The sequence below is a fragment of the Myxococcus sp. CA033 genome (assembly GCF_013336625.1).
GTDB classification, from domain to species: domain Bacteria; phylum Myxococcota; class Myxococcia; order Myxococcales; family Myxococcaceae; genus Myxococcus; species Myxococcus llanfairpwllgwyngyllgogerychwyrndrobwllllantysiliogogogochensis.
Genome location: NZ_JABUMU010000014.1, coordinates 168,083 through 189,453 on the forward strand (window position 1 = coordinate 168,083; position 21,371 = coordinate 189,453).

The following is a 21,371-nucleotide window of genomic DNA, read 5'->3' on the forward strand; positions in this document are numbered from 1 at the left end:
GACTCTAGTGCGCTCCGTGGGATTTCTGGTGGGCGGCGTGCTTGAGCTCCAACTGCAGCTCCTTCACTTCGCTGATGGCCACCGCGGGCACGAACTTCAGGAACAGGAGGAACAGGGTGCCGAACAGGCCCAGCGTGCCGATGTAGATGCACCAGTCCACCCAGGTCGGGGTGTAGATGCCCCACGAGGACGGCAGGAAGTCCTGGCTCAGCGACGTCACGATGATGATGAAGCGCTCGCACCACATGCCGATGTTCACCGCGATGGAGGCCACCCACATGATGGGCACGCTGGTGCGGCACTTCTTGAACCAGAAGATGTTCGGGGTGATGACGTTGCAGGCGATCATCAGCCAGTACACGCCGGCGTAGGGGCCCGTGGCGCGGTTCACGTAGAAGGTCCAGAACTCGAACTGGTTCTGCGAGTACCAGGCGATGAAGTGCTCCATCATGTACCCGTAGGACACGATGAGGCCCGTCGCGAGGATGACCTTGTTCATGTTCTCCAGGTGGCGGTCCGTAATCACGTCCCGCAGACCCAGGTACTTTCGCGCCGGGACGATGAGCGTAATCACCATCGCGAAGCCGCTGAACACGGCGCCAGCCACGAAGTAGGGCGGGAAGATGGTCGCGTGCCAGCCGGGCAGTAGGGACACCGCGAAGTCGAACGAAACGATGGTGTGCACCGAGACGACGAGCGGCGTGGAGAGGCCGGCCAGGAGCAGGTAGGCGATCTTGTAGTTGTGCCAGTGCCGACCGGAGCCGCGCCAGCCGAGCGCGAACAGGCCGTAGATGGTGCGCTGGAGCTTCGTCTTGGACGAGTCACGCAGCGCGGCCAGGTCCGGGATGAGGCCCACGAACCAGAACAGCGCGGACACCGTGAGGTACGTGGAGATGGCGAACACGTCCCACACCAGCGGGGAGCGGAACTGCGGCCACGCGCCCAGGGTGCTGGGGTAGGGGAACAGCCAGAAGGCGAACCAGGGACGGCCGGTGTGCAGCAGCGGGAACAGACCGGCGCACATGACGGCGAACAGCGTCATGGCTTCCGCGAAGCGGTTGATGCTCGTGCGCCACTTCTGCTGGAAGAGCAGGAGGATGGCGGAGATGAGCGTTCCGGCGTGGCCGATACCGACCCACCAGACGAAGTTGATGATGTCGAACGCCCAGCCGACCGGCTGGTTGTTGCCCCACACGCCGATGCCTCGAGCGAGCGTGTAGGTGACGCCGACGACGAGCAGACCCAGCGCGCTGAGCGTCAGGCCGAAGAGCATGAACCAGCCCTTGCCCGGCTTGCGCCAGACATGGTCCAGCAGCGTCTCGTTGAGGGACTTGTCGTCGTGGTGCGGCGGGATGAGGTCCCGGGGCTCAAGCGGATCGAGCGGGGTGGCGGCGGTCTCGGCCATGATTAGTGGCTCCCTTCCTTCGTCGCGGCCTTGGCCGGCTCGAGGGCGGTATTCGGGTTGCGCACGCGGATGAGGTGCGAGGTGCGCGGACGGGTGCCCAGCTCGTGCAGGAGCTTGTAGGCCCGGACGTCCTCGGTGAGCTGGGTGACGAGCTGGTTCTCGTCGTTCAGCGAGCCGAAGACGATGGCCTGGGCGGCGCACGTCTGCTGGCACGCCGTCTTGAGGTCCGCTTCCTTGATGAGGTGCTTGTTGACGCGCGCGTCGATGCGGGCGCGCTCGATGCGCTGCACGCAGTACGTGCACTTCTCCATGACGCCGCGGTTGCGCACCGTGACGTCCGGGTTCATCAGCATCTTCTCGGTGGCCGTCTTGCCCGCGGTGTAGTGCAGGTAGTTGAAGCGGCGGACCTTGTACGGGCAGTTGTTGGAGCAGTACCGCGTGCCGACGCAGCGGTTGTACACCATGTCGTTCAGGCCCTCGTCCGAGTGCACGGTGGCGTTCACCGGGCACACGTACTCGCAGGGGGCCTTCTCGCAGTGCACGCACATCACGGGCTGCATGACCATCTTCGGGTCGTTCTCGGGACCCTCGAAGTACCGGTCGATGCGCAGCCAGTTCATCTCACGGCTGCGGCCCACCTGCTCCTTGCCCACGACGGGGATGTTGTTCTCCGCCTGGCAGGCCACCACGCACGCGCTGCAGCCCGTGCAGCGGGACAGGTCGATGGCCATGCCCCACTTGTAGCCCTTGGAGTAGTCGAAATCGACGAGGTTGTCCTGGATGCCCGGCTTCAGCTCGCCCTTCACGCGGTGCAGGGTGTGCTGCGTCTCCGTGGACGGGTGCTCCAGCTCGGAGATGGGCATGTCCAGCGCGATGGGGCGGTTCTCCATGCGCCAGTGCGTCTGCGTCAGGCTGAACTTGTAGCTGCCGCGCACCTTGGTGAGCGTGGCGCCGCCGTCGAACCAGGGGTTCTTGCTGGTGCGAATCGGGTTGACGTTGAAGCCCACGCCCTTGGCGACCTGCTCGTGCAGCCCGTTGCGGCCGTAGCCCAGGGCGATGGTCACGGTGTTGTCGGCGTGGCCCGGAACCACCCACACCGGCACCGTCAGCTTCTGGCCGTTGTAGGTCAGCTCCGCCATGTCGCCGGGAGCGAGGTTGAGCGCCTTCGCCGTGTCCGGACCCAGCAGGGCGGCGTTGTCCCAGACCATCTTGGTGATGGGCTCGGGCAGCTCCTGCAGCCAGGAGTTGTTGGCGAAGCGGCCGTCGTAGACCTTGTAGTCGTTGACGAAGTTCAGCTCGAGGTCACCCGAGGCCGGGGGCGTGTAGCCCGCGACCAGCGAGGCGGCGGCGCCGAAGTCCGGCGAGCCCGCGACGGGGTTGGACGCGGTGTTCTCGATGAAGCCCTGGGCGACCCAGGACTCCCAGCGGGCCTCGAAGTCCGCCGCGTTCGCCGTCTGCCCGCGCCAGTAGTCGCGCAGGAGCTGGTAGGCGGGGCGGAAGGGCTCGTCCAGGAACATGGCGAGCAGCTCCGACTCCGGCATGCCGTTGAAGAGCGGCTGGATGAGCGGCTGGGCGATGGAGACGGTGCCCTCCACCGAGCGGCCGTCGCCCCACGTCTCCAGCGGGTGCGCCGCGGGGATGAACCAGTCGACGTGCGCGCTGGTCTCGTCCTCGTAGAGCGCCGTGTAGAGGACGTTGAGCCTGGCGCGAGCGGGGTGGTCCTTGCTGAGCACCTTGCCCAGGCCCACGTCGTCCGGCAGCGTGAAGACGGGGTTGTAGGCGGTGATGACCAGCGTGTCGACGCGGCCGGCCTCGATGTCCTGCACCAGGGTGCGGACCTCGGACATGCCCGTCGCTTCCGCGATGGGGGCCTGGATGTAGCGGACCGTCTTGTCGCCGTTGCCGAGCGCGTTGTTGATGGCGTGGGCCAGCGCGTGGACCGCGGCGGGCTGACGCTCACCCGCGATGACCAGCGACCGGCCGGGACCGGCGGCGCGCAGGTCGGAGGCGACCGCCTGCACCCAGTTGCCCAGCTCACCGCGCAGCGGCGACTTCGCGGCCGCGGCGCCCGCCAGGGAAGCGGCGCTGCCACCGATGGCCTGGGCCACCGCGGCGGCGAGGCCGAGGACTTCCTGCGACTTCAGGCGCAGGCGGTGGTCCGCCATGCCGCCGGTGATGGAGAAGCGGGCCTCCGCCATGTAGAGGCGGTTGAGCTTGCCCTTGCGCGGGTCGCGACGGTCCGCGAACTCGCGGATGTTGCGCAGGTTGCCCGGGCAGCTCTCCAGGAAGTCCGCGTCCAGCGACAGGACGATGTCCGCCTGGGAGAAGTCGTACAGCGCGGCCACGTGCTGCCCGCCGAACAGGGTGCGCAGCGTCTCCGCCTGCGTGTCCTGGTTGGACGAGGCGCTGTGGAAGCGCGCGTTGGGCAGCTTCTTGATGATGCGGTTGCGCAGGTCGCTCGTCAGCGGCGAACCCACCGCCTCCGTGAGGAAGCGCACGCGCGAGCCACCGTTCTCCGAGGCGGACTTGCCGACCAGGGACGCGATGGTCTCGTTGAGCACGCGCTGGGCGCGGGGCGTCTTGCCCTGGCGCAGCACGCGCGCGCGGCTCGGGTCATAGAGCGACAGCAGCCACGCCTGCTCGAAGGTGCAGGCGGCGCCCTGGTTGACCGGGTGGTCGGGGTTGCCCTCGACCTTCACCGGGCGACCCTCGCGGGCGGTGATGAGCAGGCCGGAGGTGTGACCGGACAGCGTCATCGCGGACGCGTAGTGCAGGGGGTTGCCGGGAGTCACTTCCGGCGGCGTCTTCGTGTACGGCAGCAGCTTCTCGTCCGCGGGACGGGTGCTGCAGGCCGTGGCGCCGGCCAGGGCCAGCGACGCGCCGAGCAACTGCATGAACTCGCGGCGGATGAAGCCCGTGGGGGGCAGGTCCGCGCCCACGGGGAACTCCGGGCGGGACTCCTCCATGTACTCGGAGGTGCCCAGCTTCTCCTCGAGGCTGCGCCAGTACGACTGGCCGTAGCCGTGCTCGGCGGAGTCGGCGTTCGCTGCGGCGTGCTCCAGTGCCTCACCGACGGCGTCAGGCGCCGCGGCGGGCCGGTCCGACACGACCGGGAGCGCGAAGGAAGAGGATTCCTGCGACGGCGCGCCGTCGCGCTTCGTGTTCATCGGTGGCATGTGGAGCAGCTCGTGCGCGAGTGGACGTCGTACTCATCCTTCAGCTTCTCGCCGAGCGCGATGGCCTCGGCCTTGTCCGACGGCGGAGTCCACGTCATCGACGTGATGAACTCCGAGGGCCGCAGGTGCGGCTCGGGATTGCGGTGACACTCCAGACACCAGGCCATGGTGAGCGGAGCGAACTGCTCCACCGCGCCCATCTGGTCGATGCGGCCGTGACAGCTGGCGCATCCCACGCCCTTGTTCACGTGGATGGCGTGGTTGAAGTAGACGAAGTCCGGCAGGTTGTGGACGCGGACCCACTGGATGGGTGAGTCGGCGAAGAAGGCCTTGCGCACCTCGGTGAGGTACGGGCTCTTGTTCCACACCTGGGCGTGGCAGGACATGCACACGGTGGTGGACGGGATGCCCGCGGAGGGCGCCTTGTCCACACTCCAGTGGCAATACTGGCAGTCGATCTTCTCGTCCCCCGCGTGGTGCCGGTGGTCGAATTCGATGGGCTGCTCGATGGGCATCTGCTGGTTGGTGACGTACGGAGACCGTACGTAAGCCATGAGGCCGCCGATACCGATGGCGGGCACGGCAAGAAGCGCCGCGGCGGACAGCCGAGACACCGTGTTCGTCCAGCGTGGAAACAGAGGGCCGCTCATACCAGGACCATGGGCAAGGGGGCTTCTACAACTGCGGTGACAGAAGAAGAGGAAGAGGCGCGGACGTGGCCGAACGCGAGAAGCGGCGGGGCGATCCCGGCCCCGTCGGGGCGGGGGGGCGGCTCCTGGCACGCGGAAGGCGAAGCAGTCACGTCCAACGAAACCTCTATGGATGTTGCCGCGGGCAGGTCCCTCCTCCAGGCCCAACCCAACGCGGCGCGGGACCATCGACCATCGACACCGCAGTGTCAACCATTCTGATGTTGTGGCCGTGGGATACCACTTCCTCGCGCGGAGGCGGGAAATCGCGGTCCGGAGGTGATGAATCTCTCTTCTGGCGGGAGGAAGCGACGTTGAGCCTTTGCCCCTCCACGGTGGATCATCGCGCGCCCTCGGATGGCTCGGCGTGATGCTCACGCGACGTATGGGCAGACCTGCGCGCGGGTTCAGCTTCGGACAGAGACATGTCGTCGACCGAGACTTGCGACAGGCTTACTCGGAGTCCGCGCCGTCGGGCTCCCGCCAGCGCTGTTTTCGGCGGGTGAGCAGCTTCTCCACCAGCTCCCGGGCGCGCGCGTCCCGGTGGTAGTTCGGGTCATGCCGGCGGCCCTTGCCCTGGTTGCAGCGGGCGCAGGCCAGGCCCAGGTTCTCCGGCGCATCCGTCCCCCCGGCCGTCCGCGGGAGGATGTGCTCGATGGTGGCCCGGCTGATGGGCTCGCCATCCAGTCCCACCACGAGATGCGCGTTGCAGTGCAGGCACTTGCCCAGCCAGGCCTCCCGGCCCCGGTGCTCGGTGCGCTCGAAGGTGGTGTCCGTGGCGATGATGCCCAGAATCCTGCGGCGCTTGGAGTCGCTCATCCTACACCTCGACCACGGAGGGGCCGGCGAGGGCGAAGACGCGCTCCCCGGGCCGGCGCTTCAGGTCGAGCCCGCCGGTGAACGCGCTGAAGGCGGGGAGCACGCCCACCTCTCGCCCCAGGTAGAAGCATGGGAGACGGAGGCGGTCCGCGCCAGCCGCCAGCCTCACGGTGGGGTGGAGATGACCGGCCCACACGTACCGGCCCGCTGAGGGGGTGGGGTGGTGGGCGAAGCGGAAGGGGCCCTCATCCAGGTGGGACTCGTGGACGTCCAGGTGCCACTCCGCTGGCAGGGGTCCCGCGCGGAGGTCATGGTTGCCCCGGACCAGCACCAGCTCCACGTCGGCGTGGGAGGCGCGCCAGTCCGCGAGCCTTCGGATGAGCGCGGGGGTGAGGCCTTCCCTGGAGTGGACGAGGTCTCCCAGGACGAGCAGCCGACGGGCGCCCGTGGTGGCGAGCGCCGAGGACAGGCGGGCCAGGTCGTCCTCGAGCACCCCCAGGGGGAGGGGGATGCCGTGTTGCTGGAAGCTCTCCGTCTTGCCCCAGTGCAGGTCGGCCACCGCGAGCGTGCGGGCTTCGGGCCAGTGCAGGGCTCGTTCTGGAAGAAGCTCCAGCGGGGTGCCGCCTACGCGGACCTGGCATCGTCTCGCGTCCATCGCTCCTTCATTCGCTCCACCCGCTCCAGCAGGGACTCGCTGGAGAGGCTCGCGCTGATGCGCTCGACGACGAGCGGAAAGGCCAGGGGCGTGGGCCTCCGGACATGGAGCAGCTCCAGGGGGCTCGACTCCAGGCGTTCCAGCGCGCGCTCCAGGCGGCCCTGCTCGAACTGCTGCTCCAGCACCTCGCGGCGGGCCTGGGTGAGCAGCAGGTGCCCCGGGTCATAGCGGGCGAAGACATCATGGAGGAGGGCGGCGCTCGTCTGTACCTGCCGCGTGGACTTGCGCGCTCCGGGGAGCCCGGGCAGCACCAGGCCCGCAACGCGGGCGATGTCCCGGAACTGACGCTTCGTCAGCTCGCCCACGTTGACGCTCTCGAGGACATCTTCCACCAGGCGCTCGCGCGTGAAGAGGCGGGGGCGCAGGGCTTCTTCGAAGGGAAAGGGTGCGGGGCTGAGGAACTCCAGGCCGTAGTCATTCACGGACACACTGAAGGTGGCCTTCTGGAGCCGCGTCAGCCGCAGGGCGAGCAGGGCCGCGAGTCCTTCGTGCACCCGCCGTCCCTCGAAGGGATAGAGGAAGAGGTGATGCCCGTCGCGCGTCTGACACACCTCCACCAGCAGCGAGCCCGCAGCGGGGATGCGTGACAGTCGCTCCTGGGCCTCCAGGATGGGCCATGCGGCGGCGAGCTCGTCGGAGGTGACGTCGCCGTGGCGCGCGGAGTCGAGGGTGCGGCGGACGGCGGCGGCCAGTGAGGTGGACAGTGGAAGGCGACTGCCGCCCCAGCGCGGGGTTCGCGTCACCTTCGATTTCGCGGGCCGCACATACGCGGTGAGCCCCTGGAGTCGGCCGAGCTCCAGCTTCTTTCCGGCGAACTGGAAGGTGTCTCCCGGGCGCAGCCGGCTGACATAGGACTCCTCCACGCTGCCCAACCGGCCCCCGCTCCAGTATCGCAGCTCCACCACGTCGTCGGAGCTGATGGTTCCGATGTTGAGGCGGTGCAGCCGGGCGACGCGGGCGTCCTTCACGACGAAGCGTCCCTCGTGCTCCTCGACGCGGCGGAACTCCGGGTAGGCGGTCAGCGTGGGGCCGCCTTCACGGACCAGCGTGAGCGTCCAGTCGAACTCCTCATCGGTGAGGTCCGCGTAGGCTGCGGCGCCGCGCACCTCATGGCGCAGGGCTTCTCGGGTGAAGCTGCCTCCGAGCGCGCACGTCACCAGATGCTGGGCCAGCACGTCCAAGGGCTTGTTGGGAGGCTCGCGCGGCTCGACTTCCTTGCGTGCGAGGGCCTCTCGGGCGGCGGCCATCTCCACCAGCTCGAGTGCGTGCGTGGGAACGAAGAGGATGTTGCATGTGGCCTCGGGACGGTGGGCTCCGCGTCCCGCGCGCTGGAGCGTTCGACCGATGCCCTTGGGGCTGCCCACCTGCACCACTCGCTCGACGGGGCCGAAGTCCACGCCCAGGTCCAGCGACGAGGTACACACGACGATGCGCAGGGAGCCGTCCTTGAGGCCACGCTCCACGCGCTCCCGCTCGTCACGGTCAATGGACCCATGGTGCAGCGCGAGCAGGTGTTCCCACTCGGGACGCGCGAAGCGCAGGCCCTCGAACCAACGCTCCGCCTGGGAGCGCGTGTTGGTGAAGATGAGCGTGGATTGCGCCGGGTCCAATCGCGCGGCGACGCGGGCCAGCATGGTGAAGCCCAGATGTCCCGCCCATGGAAAGGTGTCCACCTCGTCCGGCAGCAATGTCTCCACGTCCACCGGGCGCTCCAGGTCCGCGCTGACGAGGGTGGGGTGGAAGCGGGTGCCGACCGCGTGTCGGGCGGCTTGCTCCAGGTTGGCCAGCGTGGCGGACAGCGCCCAGGTGCGCATGCGTGGCGCGAAGCCTCTCAATCGCGCCAGGGCGAGCTCCGTCTGCGTGCCTCGCTTGGAGCCAAGCAGCTCGTGCCACTCGTCCACGATGACGGCGCGCAGCGAGGAGAACAGCTCCGGTGCGCGCTCGTTCGACAACATCACCGAGAGCGACTCCGGTGTGGTGATGAGCACTTCGGGAAGGCGCTGCCGTTGTCGCTGTCGCACCGAGGAGGAGGTGTCTCCGGTGCGGCTCTCCACTTCGAGGTCCGCATCCAGCACGCTCAGCGGCTCGCGAAGGGCCTGCTCCACGTCGCGTGACACCGCGCGCAGCGGCGTCACGTAGAGAAGCTGGAGCCCCTTCTCTCCGTGCTCGGCCACTTCCGCCAGCGGCGCGAGATAGGCGGCGTACGTCTTCCCCGCGCCAGTGGGGACGTGGATGAGCCCACTGTCCCCGCGCGCATACGCGGCCCAGGCTTCCTCCTGGAAGGCATAGGGCGACCAACCCTTCGACGTGAACCAGCCGCGAAGTCGCTCCATGGGAGGGCTTCTCACGGCCGGAGGTGAGCGCGCTCCTGGGCGAGGTTTCTTCCTCCTCGGGGTCGCGGGAGTCGAGGTCGTGTCGCCATGGAGTGCCTTTCTCCTGGCCTGGAGCTGGGCTCGGAGCGAGGGCGACCTACGCGCCGGCATGGAGCAGCTCCTTGAGCGAGTCCAGCGAGTCGGCGTCCCCCGGTTTCTTGTCCGTGCGCCAGCGGGCGATGCGAGGGAAGCGCAGCGCGACGCCCGACTTGTGGCGGGGTGACTTCTGGATGCCCTCGAAGTGCAGCTCGAAGACCTGCTCGGGCTCCACCGAACGCACCGGTCCAAACTTCTCGCGCGTGTGCGCGCGAATCCACCGGTCCAGTCGGCCAATCTCTTCGTCCGTGAGGCCCGAATACGCCTTCGTCACCGGCAGCAGGTCCGTGCCGTTCCACACGGCGAAGGTGTAGTCGGTGTACAGCGAGGAGCGTCGGCCGTGTCCCGGATGAGCGTAGAGCAGCACCGCGTCCACGGTGAACGGGTCGATCTTCCACTTCCACCAATCGCCACGCTTGCGCCCCGTGAGGTACGCGGAGCTCGAACGCTTGAGCATGAAGCCCTCGACGTTCCGCTCACGTGCCTCGCTTCGCGTGTGCGCCAGGGCCTCCCACGAGGACGCCTCCACGGCGGGGGACAGTGGGAAGGCGGGATGGTGCTTGAGCAGCGCGGCCAGTCGCTCGCGACGCTCGCGCAGCGGCAGCGCCCTCAAGTCCTGACCGTCCTGTTCCAGCAAGTCGTACGCGATGAACGCGGCGGGCGCCTCCGCGAGCACCCGGGGCGTCAGCTTCTGCCGACCGATTCGACGCTGGAGCCGCGCGAAGGGCAGGGGCTTGCCGTCCTCGTACGCCAACACCTCGCCGTCCAATACCGTGCCTTCGGGGAGGGCCTTCGCCGCCTCGGTGATTTCGGGGAAGCGGTCGGTGATGAGCTCCTCTCCCCGACTCCAGAGATAGACGTCGCCCCGCCGATGGATGAGCTGGCCTCGAATGCCGTCCCACTTCCATTCGACCAGCCACTCGGAGAGGTCGCCCAGGGACTCCGGCGGTTGCTCCAGGGGAGACGCCAGATAGAACGGATACGGGCGCGAATGGTGCCCATCCGAGACGTCCGGCGAGACGAGCTGCTGGAAGAACTCCTTCGAGGGCGTCCAGGTCCCCATCAACCGGTGCGCGACGTCCGGCGCGGGAAGCTCCGCCACCTTCGCGAGTGCGCGAACCACCAGGGTGGATGAGACGCCCACGCGCAGCTCCCCGGTGAGCATCTTGTTCAACAGGAAGACTTCGCGCCGGGGCATCGACCGCCACCAGGACACCACCTGCTCGCGCTGCGCTGATACCTCCAGCTCACGCAGGGGCATGAGTCGCTGGGTGAGCCATAGCGACAGCGGGAGCTCTTCCGGTGTGCTCGGTCGTTCCAGGTTGTCCAGCAGCAGGGCGATGACTTCCGCCAGGTCCCCGACGGACGCGTACACCTCCGCGAACAGCCAGTCGGGAATGCCCGTCAGCTCCTGCGTCCATCCCACCAACTGCTTCGTGGTGAGCAGTCGCTTCAGCTTCTGTCCCGTGAGGAAGTACAGCGCCCACGCGGCGTCTTCGGGAGGCGCTTCCTGGAAGTAGCGCGTGAGGGCCTCCACCTTCGCGTTCGTGGAGGTGGTCTGGTCCAGGCGCTCGTACAGGTCCGCGAGTCGTCGCATGGGTCAGTCCTCCGCCTCGCCCTCGAAGGGGGTCGCCAGTGGGGATGCGTCCACGCCTTGCTCGCGGAGGTAGCGCGCCAGGGGCTCGGCGGAGCCGTGCGTCGTCAGCACCCGCTCCGCGCCTGTGTCCGCCACCGTGCGGAGCAGCGCGGGCCAGTCCGCATGGTCCGACAGCACGAAGCCCCGGTCGAAGCCCCGCCGCCGCCTGTTGCCGCGCACGCGCATCCAGCCCGAAGCGAAGCCTGTCTCCGCCTCGCCGAACCGCCGCATCCAGGTGGAGCCGCCCGCGCTCGGAGGCGCCAGCACCAGCGCGCCCGCGAAGGACGTGCCCTTCTCCACCTCCGATACGAGCTGCGTGGGCAGCATCTTCACGCCCGCGTCCCGGTAGGCCTCCACCAACCCATGCAGCGCGCCATGGATGAAGGCGGTCCGGTCCGTCAGTCGCGCCAGCTCCGCGAGGATCCGCTGGGCCTTGCCCAGGGCGTAGCAGAACAGCACCGCCGAGCGTCCCACCGCGCGATTCGCGTCCCACCACCGCAGCATGTCCTCCGCCACTTCGCGCGCATCGTCCCAGCGGAAGATGGGCAAGCCGAACGTCGCCTCGGTGATGAAGGTGTGGCAGCGCACCACCTCGAAGGGCGCGCACGTCGGGTCCGCCGCCCGCTTGTAGTCGCCAGAGACGACCCACACCTCGCCCTGGTGCTCAAGGCGAACCTGCGCGCTCCCCAACACGTGGCCCGCCGGGTGGAAGCTCACGGTGACGTCGTTGAGCTTCAGCGACTCGCCATACTCCAGGGTGTCGATGTGTGAGTCGGCGCCCACTCGACGTCGCAGCAGGGCCTCGCCCGCTCGGGTGCCCAGGTATCGCTGGTGGCCCGAGCGCGCGTGGTCCCCGTGCGCATGGGTGATGAGCGCCCGTTCCACCGGACGCCAGGGGTCGATGTGGAAACCTCCAGGCTCACAATAGAGCCCGTGGGGCGTCACTGTGACGAGCGGCCTTCGGGCCTGGAAGGAGACGGAGGCGTCCACGGTCCTTCAGAAATAACGAGGGCTTCCGAGCACGACCACCGGGGGGGCGCAGGCCTCTTACCCGCCCTGGTTCCTGGGATGGTCGCCAGCCGCCCGGTCATCACTCCCCGCCTTGACGGCTTCACCGGGAATGGCGGCCCAGGGGCTCGCCGATGGTCCTCGCCGGGACACGTCCGCCGCGCTACACCGAGGACCGCGCCGCGGGGGCGCGGCTTGCGTGCGCTTGAAGGTCGCGCGGGAGTCGCCACCCGGAGCGAAGTCCTCGGTCGTCTGGAGGACGGAGACAATGCGGTAGCGGGGGAGAGGTCATGACCATGGATGCACAGGAGCGGAAGGCGGCCTACCGCCAGCGCGCGGAGCAGGGCGAGGCAGTGCCGGTCTCGGTGGAGTTGCCGGCGGACCTCGACACGCCGCTGTCGGCGTATCTGAAGCTGGGCGGAGGCTCGCGCGGTTTCATCCTCGAGTCGTGCTACGGCGGCGAGCGCTTCGGGCGCTACAGCCACGTGGGCACCCACGCCGCGGGTCGCGTGCGCCTGGACGCGCACGGCGCCACCGTGTGGCGTGGCTCGCGCGAGGAGCGACGCGACGGCAAGCCGATGGACGTGTTGCGCTCCTTGTGGCGTGAACTCGCGGTGGCCCGGCTCCCCGGTGAGGCGCCGTTCCTCGGCGGGCTCGTGGGGTACATGGACTACAACTGCGTCTCGTGGATGGAGCCCACCGTTCCGGACCGGCACCCTCGCGACACGTCCTTTCCGGACTCCGAGTGGCTCATCTCCGAGGACTTCGTCACCCACGACTCGCGCACGGGGACGCTCAAGGTCACCGCCATCGCCCGGCCCTCGCTGCATGCCAGCGTGGCCGTCGCGCTGAAGGACGCGGAGGACCGCGCGCAGTCCATGGCCGAGCGACTCCTCAAGCCGCTGCCTCCGGAGGCCTATGCACCTTCGCCTCGCATGAAGGGCGATGGGGAGCCCGTGGCCTGCTGGGACCGCGCCAGCTACGAGGCCGCGGTGGAGCGCTCCAAGGAATACATCCGCGCGGGCGACATCTTCCAGGTGGTGCTCGCGCGACGCTTCGAGTCGCGAGGCGCGCCTCCTCCCTTGTCGCTCTATCGCGCGCTGCGGCGCGTGAACCCCTCGCCGTACCTGTTCCTGGTGGAGCTGGGCGAGGCGCGCGCGCTGGTGGGTGCATCGCCGGAGCTGCTCGTGCAGGTGCGCGACGGGGACGTGGTGGTGCGCCCCATCGCCGGCACGCGGCGGCGCGGAGCCTCCGAGGCGGAGGACCTGGCGTTGGAGAAGGAGCTGCTCGCGGACGAGAAGGAACGCGCCGAGCACATCATGCTGGTGGACCTGGGCCGCAATGACGTGGGTCGCGTGGCGGCGCCGGGCTCGGTGCGCGTCGAGGACCTGATGGTCATCGAGCGCTACAGCCACGTGATGCACATCGTCTCGCAGGTGCGCGGGAAGCTGGACTCGAAGTTCGACGCGCTCGATGCGCTGGCCAGCACCTTCCCCGCTGGCACCGTATCCGGCGCGCCGAAGATTCGCGCGATGCAGATCATCGACGAGTTGGAGGTGCAGCGGCGCGGGCCCTACTCGGGCGCGGTGGGCTACCTGTCCTTCTGCGGCACGCTGGATGTGGCCATCGCCTTGCGCACCTTCTTCGTGGATGGAGACCGGACCATGTGGACCGCGGGCGCGGGACTGGTGGCGGACTCGGTGCCGTCGAAGGAAGCCGATGAGACGGAGGCCAAGGCGGGTGCCATGGCCGCCGCGCTCCGGCTGGCTCGTGAGGGAGGTGGCCGATGATTCTCGTCATCGACAACTACGACTCATTCACCTTCAACCTCGTCCAGCTCCTCTACACGCTGGGCGCCGAGGTGAAGGTGGTGCGCAATGACACGCTCGATATCGCGGGCGTCGCGGCCCAGGGGGCGTCACATCTGGTGATTTCCCCGGGCCCCTGCACGCCGCACGAGGCCGGAATCAGCGTGGCCGCGATTGCCCAGTCGCGCGTGCCGGTGCTGGGCGTGTGCCTGGGACATCAGTCCATTGGCGCGGCCTTTGGCGGCAAGGTGATACGCGCACCGGAGCCGGTGCACGGCAAGTCCGCGCGCATCCAGCACGGAGGCTCGGGTGTCTTCACCGGCGCGAGCCAGGGGTTCCAGGCCGCGCGCTACCACTCGCTCATCGTGGAGGCGTCCTCGCTGCCGTCCGAACTGGAGCCCATCGCGTGGAGCCAGGACGGGCTCGTCATGGCGCTGCGCCACCGCGAGAAGCCCGTGGTGGGCTTCCAGTTCCATCCGGAGAGCGTGCTGACTCCCGAGGGACCCACCCTGGTGAAGAACTTCCTGGAGGGGCGCCTGTAGAGAAGGGAATCGCCCTGTGGGGCTGGGTCATTGTCGCTCGACTGACTCTGTCTGGATTGCGACGAAGCAGGGCTCCAGGGCGTGGAAACCCGCATGCGTAGCATCGCCCTTCCGGCGACCGAGGCCCCCTCCCGGGGTCGGCGCCGGAAGGGAGCCTCGATGAGAAACCGAAGCGTGGTGTTGCGCGGTCTTGCCGTGGTGTTCGGCGCGCTGATGCTGGGCGCGTGCGGAGGCGCGTCGTCCGCGGAAGGTGGACAGGACGTACCAGTGGAGGAGATGGAGCTGTCCAGCGTGGACTCGGCGCTGGGCATGTGCCCGGGCTACGACTCCTGCGCGAACTGGTCTCCCTGGTACTCCGTGGGTGGTAGCTACTGCGGCCTCAATTCCGCCTGTGGCACGCGCTGGGTCTGCGAGGAGGACCCCTGGGGCTGTCCGAATGGCGTCGCCGCCGAGGCGCCTCCCGCGAAGGACGGCGCGGAGCTGCTGCCCCCGTGTTGCGGCATCCTCTACCGCGAGCCCAACCCCGCGCTCATGGGCGCGCAGGAGCGCTATCGCGTGTGCTTCAATCCGGCGGGCGCCTCGTGCACGGACTACGAGCAGACGAGCAGTGGTTCCGTGCTGAGCTGCGGAGAGTGCTGAGCCCGCGCCGCGTGGCGTGGCTCACCCCTTGAGGTGGGTGGTGTCGTTCCAGCCGGCGAGTGCCGGCTGGGCGGCATCTCCGTCGGAGCCGAGCACGCTGATGGAGCCGGTGCTCAAGAGGAACAGTCGGCCATCATCCGGCGGGAGGCCCAGCCAGCGCGAGGCGAGCACGCGCAGGAAGTGGCCGTGGGAGAAGATGAGGATGTCTCCCTTCTCCTCGCGGGCATCGGCGATGACCTGGTCCGCGCGAGCGCCCACCTGTTGCACTGTCTCGCCGTGGGGCACTCCGTCCTTCCACACCGTCCAGCCGGGGTGCTCCACGCGAATCTCCGCGCCGGTGCGGCCCTCGTGGTCGCCGTAGTCCCACTCCATGAGGTCATCACGCCGCTGGGCCGCGTCGCCGTAGCCGGCCAGCGCGCAGGTCTCGAAGGCTCGGCTCAGGGGGCTGCTCCACACCTGGGAGAAGGTCCAGGCGCGCAGGGGGGCGCCGAGCAGCGCCGCCATCTTCCGACCCTCCTCCAGCAGCGGGACGTCCGTGCGCCCCGTGTGCTGGCCACTGCGGCTCCATGCCGTCTCTCCGTGCCGGACGAGCACCACCTGCGGACCCCGCGTTTTCATTGGTCGGATTGTGCCATCCACGCCGTCCCAGGCGCGCGCTTCATCTGGTCCGCTGTCCAACGACGGACGCGCGAGGCTTGAACCCGTGCGTCGTCCACCGCACCCTGGGGTGATTCACGTTGCTCCCGAGGAGTCACGCATGCGTCACCTTCGCCCGTTGCCCCATGCTTCCACCGTCCTCGCGTTGCTCCTGGCCTCGACACTGGCGCTGCCGGGACATGCGCAGGCTCCAGCGGGGAAGGGGGCCAGCACGGATGGCACGATGTTGCTGACCATCTTCATGAAGCACGACCAGGGCAAGACGCTGGAGGAGATCAACGCGCATTTGGACCGCACGGGCTTTCGCAAGAGCTTCCCGCCTCCCGGCGTGGAGGTGGTGTCCTGGTACGTGATGATGGGCGTGGGACAGGTCGTCACCGTGCGGCTTCCTCCCGAGAAACTGCGCGAGGTGAACCTCGCGTTCGAGAAGGGCGCGTGGGGCGCGTTCCGCACGGAGTTCTACCCGACGTATGACTACCGGGCCATCTGGGAGAAGGCTCGCTCGGCCTCTCCTTGAGGTGCGCCGGGCCCGCTTTAGCGCAGTGCCTCCTGGAGCATCCGGTTCGCAACGCGATGGATGCCGTAGGCGCGCATGTAGAACGGCTCCTCCGCTTTCGTGTCCACGGCGGTCCCCTTGTGCGTAGCGGTCCCATAGGGGAGGTCAGGAAAGATGTCCGCGTAGCAAGTGGGGGCGCTAAGCGCAGTGGTCTGCCAGCCGGCGGTGCTCCGGGTATCGCAGCTCCACTCAAGGGCCGCCCGATAGCTCCCATTGTCTCCGCAATCGGGCGCTGTCTCTTGCTGGGTGGCTGCATCCACCAACTCGCGGACCATCTGGTATCCGGCGATGGGTGAGAGCGTCCGCTGTGACACTCGGAGGCTGAAGTAGAGCCCCGAGTCGTATCCTCCTTCAATCTTCGCCACGAAGGGCGTCAGGATGAGGTTCACCGTCCCCGACTCGCTGACGTAACAGCGATTGATTTCGAAGTGGATTCGGAGCGCCCCATGCGATGCCGTAAGCAGGCACGCCAGTGGGGAGACTGCTTGTGGTTCCATCTGCGCGTGCGTGGGGCTCGCCGTAAACAGCGCCGTCGCCATCACTCCGGCCCAGTTGCCACATCTCATGAAGGACTCCTCTCCAACTCCGTCGGAAAGGCCGTCATGAGACATGGCGAGGGCTTGGGGTTCCTCACGGTCCCATCACGATTCCTACATGGCAGGTGCGCGCCCTCCGCCATGCAGATGGTCCAGGGTGACGCGTTCCGATAGCTTCGCGTGCGGTACGAGAGAGGCGCTGCGAGGACGGGTTCCTCGCGCCGTTCTCCCTCGTACCGAAGCCTCTTCGCTCAGCGCTTCAGGCCGCGCTTGATTTCAGCGCAGAGCGCCTTGGCGGCCTGAGGCCCGTCAGCATGCGCGGCCCGGACGATGGCGCTGCCCACCACCACGCCGTCCGCATGCGCCGACAATGTCCGCGCCTGGTCCGCGCTGGAGATGCCGAAGCCCGCGACCACCGGCACCGGCGAAGCGTTGCGCACCAGGTCCAATCGCTGCGACAGGTCCGGCGGTAGCTCCGCGCGCATGCCTGTCACCCCCGCCACCGACACGCAGTACACGAAGCCGCGCGCGTCCTTCGCGATGGCCTCCGCTCGCGCTCGCGGCGTCGTCGGCGCGCACAGCGGAATCAGGTCCACGCCCGCCGCGTCGAACGTGGCGCGCAGGCTCCCGCTCTCCTCGGGCGGCAGGTCCGGAAGGATGGCTCCCGACACGCCGCGCTCACGCGCCAGCTTCGCGAAGCGCTCCTCACCCATCGCCATGATGACGTTGACGTACGTCATGATGACCAGCGGCGTCTCCGGGCAGCGCCGACGCACCTCCGGCACCACCTCCTCCAGCACGCGCTTCAGCGTGGAGCCCGCCTTCAGCGCGCGCTCAGCGGCTCCCTGGATGACGGGCCCGTCGGCGATGGGGTCGCTGAACGCCACGCCCACCTCGACGATGTCCGCGCCACCCTCCACCAGCGCGGTGAACACGTCCACCGAGCGCGGCAGGTCCGGGTCCCCCGCCATGGCGTACGCCACCAGCGCGCCTTCGCCCCGCGCCTTCGCCCGTGCGAACGCCTTCGCGATATCGCCGCTCACGCCTTCGCCCCCACCGCGGGCGGGACGCCTCGCGCGGAAATCGTCGCGACGTCCTTGTCCCCTCGGCCCGAGCAGTTGATGACCAGGTACCTACCCACGCCCAGCTCCCGCGCCAGTTCCCTGCCTCGCGCGAACGCATGCGACGTCTCCAGCGCGGGGAGGATGCCCTCCATCCGGGCCACCTCGTAGAACGCCGCCAGCGCCTCGTCGTCCGTGGCGGTGCGCACTTCCATGCGCCCCGTCTTCGCCAGATGCGCCAGCTCCGGCCCCACGCCCGGATAGTCCAGGCCCGCCGAGATGCTGTGCGCCTCCTGAATCTGTCCGTCCCCGTCCTGCAACACCAGCGAGCGCGAGCCGTGCAACACGCCCTCCGAACCCAGCGTCAGCGACGCACCATGCTGACCCGAGTCCAGCCCATGGCCTCCCGCCTCCACGCCGATGAGCCGGACGCTCGCGTCGCCGATGAACGGATGCAGCACGCCAATCGCATTCGAACCGCCACCCACGCACGCCACAATCGCATCCGGCAGCTTCCCGAAGGCGGCCTGCGCCTGCGTGCGCAGTTCCTTGCCGATGATGGCCTGGAAGTCGCGCACCACCGTCGGATACGGATGCGGCCCCGCCGCGCTGCCGATGACGTAGTGCGTGTCCGATACCTGCGACACCCAGGTGCGCATGGCCTCGTTCATCGCGTCCTTCAGCGTCCGCGAGCCCGACTCCACGGGGCGCACCACCGCGCCCAGCGCGCGCATCCGGAAGACGTTGAGCGCCTGCCGCTCCACGTCCAGCGCGCCCATGTACACCTCGCACGGCAGGCCGAAGAGCGCGCACGCGGTGGCCGTCGCGACGCCGTGCTGGCCCGCGCCCGTCTCCGCGATGATGCGCTTCTTGCCCATGCGCAACGCGAGCAACACCTGCCCCACGGTGTTGTTGATTTTGTGCGCCCCCGTGTGCGCCAGGTCCTCGCGCTTGAGCCAGACGTGCGCGCCCCCCCACGCCTCGGTCAGCCGGCGCGCGGGCGTCAGCGTCGTGGGCCTGCCCACGAACTCGCGCAGCACCCGCGCCACTTCCGCGTCGAACGTCGGGTCCGCGCGAGCCGCCGCGTACGCCTCTTCCAGTTCCATCAGCGCCGGGACGAGCGTCTCCGGCACGTAGCGCCCGCCGAAGCGCCCGAAGCGACCGGCGGCAGTCTCCGTGTTCATCCCTGTCACTCCCAGAGGTTGATGGACTTCGCGGCCCGCACGAAGGCGCGCACCGCGTCCATGTCCTTGATGCCCGGGGCCGACTCCACCCCGCTGGCCACGTCCACTCCGTACGGCCGCGTCGCGCGCACCGCCTCCGCCACGTTGGAGGGCTTCAATCCACCCGCCACCAACACCGGCACGCCATGCCCCGACAGCCCCGCCACCAGCGACCAGTCGAAGCCCACGCCGCCCCCGCCATACCCCGGCGCCGCCCCGTCCAACAGCAGCCCGGCCACGTCTCCCACTCGCAGATACGTCCGAGCCCGCGCCACATCATCCGGCCCCTGCACGCGAAGCGCCTTGATGACCGGCACCCCGTACCCCGAGCAGGCCTCCGGAGGCTCGTCCCCATGGAGCTGCACCGCCGTGAGGCCGCACTCCCGCACCTTCGCTCGGATGTCGTCCGGCGAGGCGTTGACGAACACGCCCACCACCGCGCCCAGCGGCGGCCGGGTCCGCGCCAGCGCCGCCGCCGTGGCCACGTCCACGCACCGGGGAGAGCGTGCGTAGAAGTTGAGCCCGAGCGCATCCGCGCCCGCCTCCCACGCGCCTCGAGCATCCTCCAGCCGGGTGACACCACAGACCTTCACCCGAACGCTCACGGTGACAGGCCTTCCTCGCCGAGCAGCCGCCGCAGCGCCCGTCCAGGGTCCGCGTCGCGCAAGAGCGACTCACCCACCAGCACCGCGTCAGCTCCGGCCTCACGCGCCGACACCAGCTCCGTCACGGACTTGAGCCCGCTTTCGGCCACCAGGCCCCGAGCGCGAGTCCGAAGCCGAGGCATCACCCGCAACGCCGTGCCCACGTCCGTCTTCAACGTGGCCAGGTCCCGGTTGTTGATGCCCACCAGCTCCGCGCCCGCCGCCAGGGCTCGCTCGGCGTGCGCCTCCGTATGAGCCTCCACCAGCGCGGCCACCTTCACCGCGCGCGCCGTGGCGAGCATCTCCCGCAGCTCGCCATCCTCCAGCGCATCCGCGATGAGCAGCACCGCGTCCGCGCCCCACAGCGCGCTCTCCTCCACCTCGCGCGCCGCGACGAGGAAGTCCTTGCGCAGCACCGGCACCGACACCGCCGCTCGCACGGCGACGAGGTCCTCCAGCGCGCCACCGAAGTCCGGCCCGTCCGTCAGCACGCTGATGGCACTGGCCCCCGCGGCCTCGTAGGCCCGGGCCACCGCCACCACGTCCGCGTGCGGAAACGCGCCGCCCGAGGGACTCTTGCGCTTCACCTCCGCGATGACACTCACCAGGCGCCCCGGTGCTCGTCTCAGAAGCGCGTCCGCGAAGTCACGTGGCTCGGGACGCGCGCGCGGCGACAGGGGAGGCCGCTGGGCCAGCTCCCGTCGCTTGCGCGCCATGATGAGGTCCAGCGTCCCCGGCGCGGCCGGAGACGCACTTCCTGAATGTGCCCCGCTCACGACACGGCCCCGTGGATGAGCGAAGCCAGCTTGCGCGCCGCCGCCCCTGAGTCGATGGCGTGCTCCGCCTTCCGCACGCCCTCGCGCAGGTCCGACACCATGCCCACCACCACCAGCGCCGCCGCGGCGTTGAGCAGCACCGCCGTGCGCAGCCCGGAGCGCTCGCCGGCCAAAAGCGCGCGCAGCCGCTGCGCGTTCTCGTCCGCGTCGCCGCCGGCGATGGCCTCGCGAGGCACCAGGTCCAGCCCCGCGTCCTCGGGCCTCACGGTGAACACTCGCACCGTGCCGTCCTCTCGCAGCTCCGCCACCTCGGTGGGGGAGCAGGGCGAGATTTCGTCCAGCCCGTCGTGGCCGTGCACCACCCACGCGCGCCGGCTGCCCAGTCGTCCCAGCACGCGCGCGGTCTGCTCCACGCGCTTGCCGTCGAAGGTGCCCAGCAACTGATAGCGCGCGCCGGCCGGGTTGGTCAGCGGACCCAGCAGGTTGAACATGCTGTGAAAGCCCATGTCCCGCCGCGCCTGGGCCACGTGCCTCAGCGCGCTGTGATGCGAGGGCGCGAAGAGGAAGCCCACCCCGTGCTCGTCGATGTCGAGCGCCACGCGCTCATGCGGGCGCTCCATGGAGACCCCCAGCGCGGCGAGCACGTCCGCGCTGCCACACCGACTGGAGACGGCGCGGTTGCCATGCTTGGCCACCGTCACCCCCGCCCCGGCGGCCACGAAGGCCACCGCGGTGGAGATGTTGAAGGTGTGCGCCCCATCACCCCCGGTACCGCAGGTGTCGAGCACCACTTCCGCCCGGGGAGACAGCTTCGCCGCGCAGGCCCGCATCGCCTCCGCCGCGCCGAGGATTTCGTCCTCCGTCTCCCCCTTCATCTTGAGCGCCGTCGCCAGCGCCCCCACTTGAGCAGGCGATGCCTCTCCCGCGAGCATCAGGCCCATGACCCGGGCCATCTCCTCGCGGGTGAGGTCGCGCCGGCCCACCACCTTGCCCAGCGCTTCCTTGAGTGTCAT

General features: G+C 69.2%; 19 protein-coding genes. 4 read left to right on the plus strand and 15 right to left on the minus strand.

Going from position 1 to position 21,371, the window contains the following annotated elements; all coding sequences use genetic code 11:
* Window positions 1–4: 4 nt before the first annotated feature.
* The 8 genes from nrfD to HUA78_RS28435 form a co-directional block, all read right to left on the minus strand.
* Window positions 5–1,405, minus strand: a complete 1,401-nt coding sequence (gene nrfD, locus HUA78_RS28400; protein ID WP_141646857.1) for an NrfD/PsrC family molybdoenzyme membrane anchor subunit — start codon at window positions 1,403–1,405, stop codon at window positions 5–7.
* 2 nt (window positions 1,406–1,407) lie between these two features.
* Window positions 1,408–4,572 carry a TAT-variant-translocated molybdopterin oxidoreductase gene (locus HUA78_RS28405; protein ID WP_174457686.1) on the minus strand — a complete coding sequence of 1,055 codons (3,165 nt, stop codon included), beginning with the start codon at window positions 4,570–4,572 and terminating at the stop codon, window positions 1,408–1,410.
* A complete protein-coding gene (locus tag HUA78_RS28410; RefSeq protein ID WP_141646856.1) occupies window positions 4,569–5,231 on the minus strand; it encodes a cytochrome c3 family protein in 663 nt (220 codons plus the stop codon). Before HUA78_RS28410 ends, HUA78_RS28405 begins: the two co-directional genes overlap by 4 nt.
* A gap of 492 nt (window positions 5,232–5,723) precedes the next feature.
* Entirely contained in the window at window positions 5,724–6,089 is a 366-nt protein-coding gene (locus HUA78_RS28415) for an HNH endonuclease (protein WP_141646855.1), read from the minus strand.
* A gap of 1 nt (window position 6,090) precedes the next feature.
* The gene (gene pdeM, locus HUA78_RS28420; RefSeq protein WP_174477572.1) at window positions 6,091–6,744 is read right to left on the minus strand and encodes a ligase-associated DNA damage response endonuclease PdeM; all 654 of its coding nucleotides are present in this window, start codon (window positions 6,742–6,744) and stop codon (window positions 6,091–6,093) included.
* On the minus strand, window positions 6,714–9,137 hold the full coding sequence (locus tag HUA78_RS28425) for a ligase-associated DNA damage response DEXH box helicase (protein ID WP_254623939.1): 2,424 nt from the start codon (window positions 9,135–9,137) through the stop codon (window positions 6,714–6,716). Before HUA78_RS28425 ends, pdeM begins: the two co-directional genes overlap by 31 nt.
* A gap of 136 nt (window positions 9,138–9,273) precedes the next feature.
* Complete coding sequence (locus tag HUA78_RS28430) at window positions 9,274–10,869, minus strand: ATP-dependent DNA ligase (protein ID WP_174477574.1); 1,596 nt, start codon at window positions 10,867–10,869, stop codon at window positions 9,274–9,276.
* Between the two features lie 3 nt (window positions 10,870–10,872).
* Window positions 10,873–11,898, minus strand: a complete 1,026-nt coding sequence (locus HUA78_RS28435) for a ligase-associated DNA damage response exonuclease (RefSeq protein ID WP_174477575.1) — start codon at window positions 11,896–11,898, stop codon at window positions 10,873–10,875.
* A 314-nt stretch (window positions 11,899–12,212) separates the two neighbouring features.
* On the opposite strand from HUA78_RS28435, the gene HUA78_RS28440 reads away from it, so the two are divergent.
* The 3 genes from HUA78_RS28440 (at window position 12,213) to HUA78_RS28450 (ending at window position 14,905) form a co-directional block, all read left to right on the plus strand.
* Window positions 12,213–13,706, plus strand: a complete 1,494-nt coding sequence (locus tag HUA78_RS28440) for an anthranilate synthase component I family protein (RefSeq protein ID WP_141647867.1) — start codon at window positions 12,213–12,215, stop codon at window positions 13,704–13,706.
* Window positions 13,703–14,266, plus strand: coding sequence for an aminodeoxychorismate/anthranilate synthase component II (locus tag HUA78_RS28445; RefSeq protein ID WP_141647862.1), 564 nt, complete (start codon window positions 13,703–13,705; stop codon window positions 14,264–14,266). The genes HUA78_RS28440 and HUA78_RS28445 overlap by 4 nt, the downstream gene beginning before the upstream one ends.
* 159 nt (window positions 14,267–14,425) lie before the next feature.
* Window positions 14,426–14,905: a hypothetical protein gene (locus HUA78_RS28450; RefSeq protein ID WP_174457625.1), complete on the plus strand. Its 480-nt coding sequence runs from the start codon at window positions 14,426–14,428 to the stop codon at window positions 14,903–14,905.
* Between the two features lie 21 nt (window positions 14,906–14,926).
* Here HUA78_RS28450 and HUA78_RS28455 read toward each other — a convergent pair whose 3' ends face one another.
* Complete coding sequence (locus tag HUA78_RS28455; RefSeq protein WP_174463177.1) at window positions 14,927–15,523, minus strand: histidine phosphatase family protein; 597 nt, start codon at window positions 15,521–15,523, stop codon at window positions 14,927–14,929.
* A gap of 139 nt (window positions 15,524–15,662) precedes the next feature.
* On the opposite strand from HUA78_RS28455, the gene HUA78_RS28460 reads away from it, so the two are divergent.
* The gene (locus HUA78_RS28460; RefSeq protein ID WP_174467266.1) at window positions 15,663–16,079 is read left to right on the plus strand and encodes a hypothetical protein; all 417 of its coding nucleotides are present in this window, start codon (window positions 15,663–15,665) and stop codon (window positions 16,077–16,079) included.
* A gap of 17 nt (window positions 16,080–16,096) precedes the next feature.
* On the opposite strand, the gene HUA78_RS28465 is transcribed toward HUA78_RS28460, so the two are convergent.
* The 6 genes from HUA78_RS28465 to trpD all read right to left on the minus strand — a co-directional run bounded on the left by HUA78_RS28465 (window position 16,097) and on the right by trpD (window position 21,371).
* The gene (locus HUA78_RS28465; RefSeq protein WP_174477576.1) at window positions 16,097–16,684 is read right to left on the minus strand and encodes a hypothetical protein; all 588 of its coding nucleotides are present in this window, start codon (window positions 16,682–16,684) and stop codon (window positions 16,097–16,099) included.
* Window positions 16,685–16,905: 221 nt separating this feature from the next.
* A complete protein-coding gene (gene trpA / locus HUA78_RS28470; protein WP_174463178.1) occupies window positions 16,906–17,697 on the minus strand; it encodes a tryptophan synthase subunit alpha in 792 nt (263 codons plus the stop codon).
* Window positions 17,694–18,899: a tryptophan synthase subunit beta gene (trpB, locus tag HUA78_RS28475; RefSeq protein ID WP_174477577.1), complete on the minus strand. Its 1,206-nt coding sequence runs from the start codon at window positions 18,897–18,899 to the stop codon at window positions 17,694–17,696. Before trpB ends, trpA begins: the two co-directional genes overlap by 4 nt.
* Window positions 18,900–18,904: 5 nt before the next feature.
* A complete protein-coding gene (locus HUA78_RS28480) occupies window positions 18,905–19,543 on the minus strand; it encodes a phosphoribosylanthranilate isomerase (RefSeq protein WP_174457622.1) in 639 nt (212 codons plus the stop codon).
* Complete coding sequence (locus HUA78_RS28485; protein WP_174477578.1) at window positions 19,540–20,298, minus strand: indole-3-glycerol-phosphate synthase; 759 nt, start codon at window positions 20,296–20,298, stop codon at window positions 19,540–19,542. The genes HUA78_RS28480 and HUA78_RS28485 overlap by 4 nt, the downstream gene beginning before the upstream one ends.
* Window positions 20,299–20,354: 56 nt before the next feature.
* Window positions 20,355–21,371 carry an anthranilate phosphoribosyltransferase gene (gene trpD / locus HUA78_RS28490; protein ID WP_174457620.1) on the minus strand — a complete coding sequence of 339 codons (1,017 nt, stop codon included), beginning with the start codon at window positions 21,369–21,371 and terminating at the stop codon, window positions 20,355–20,357.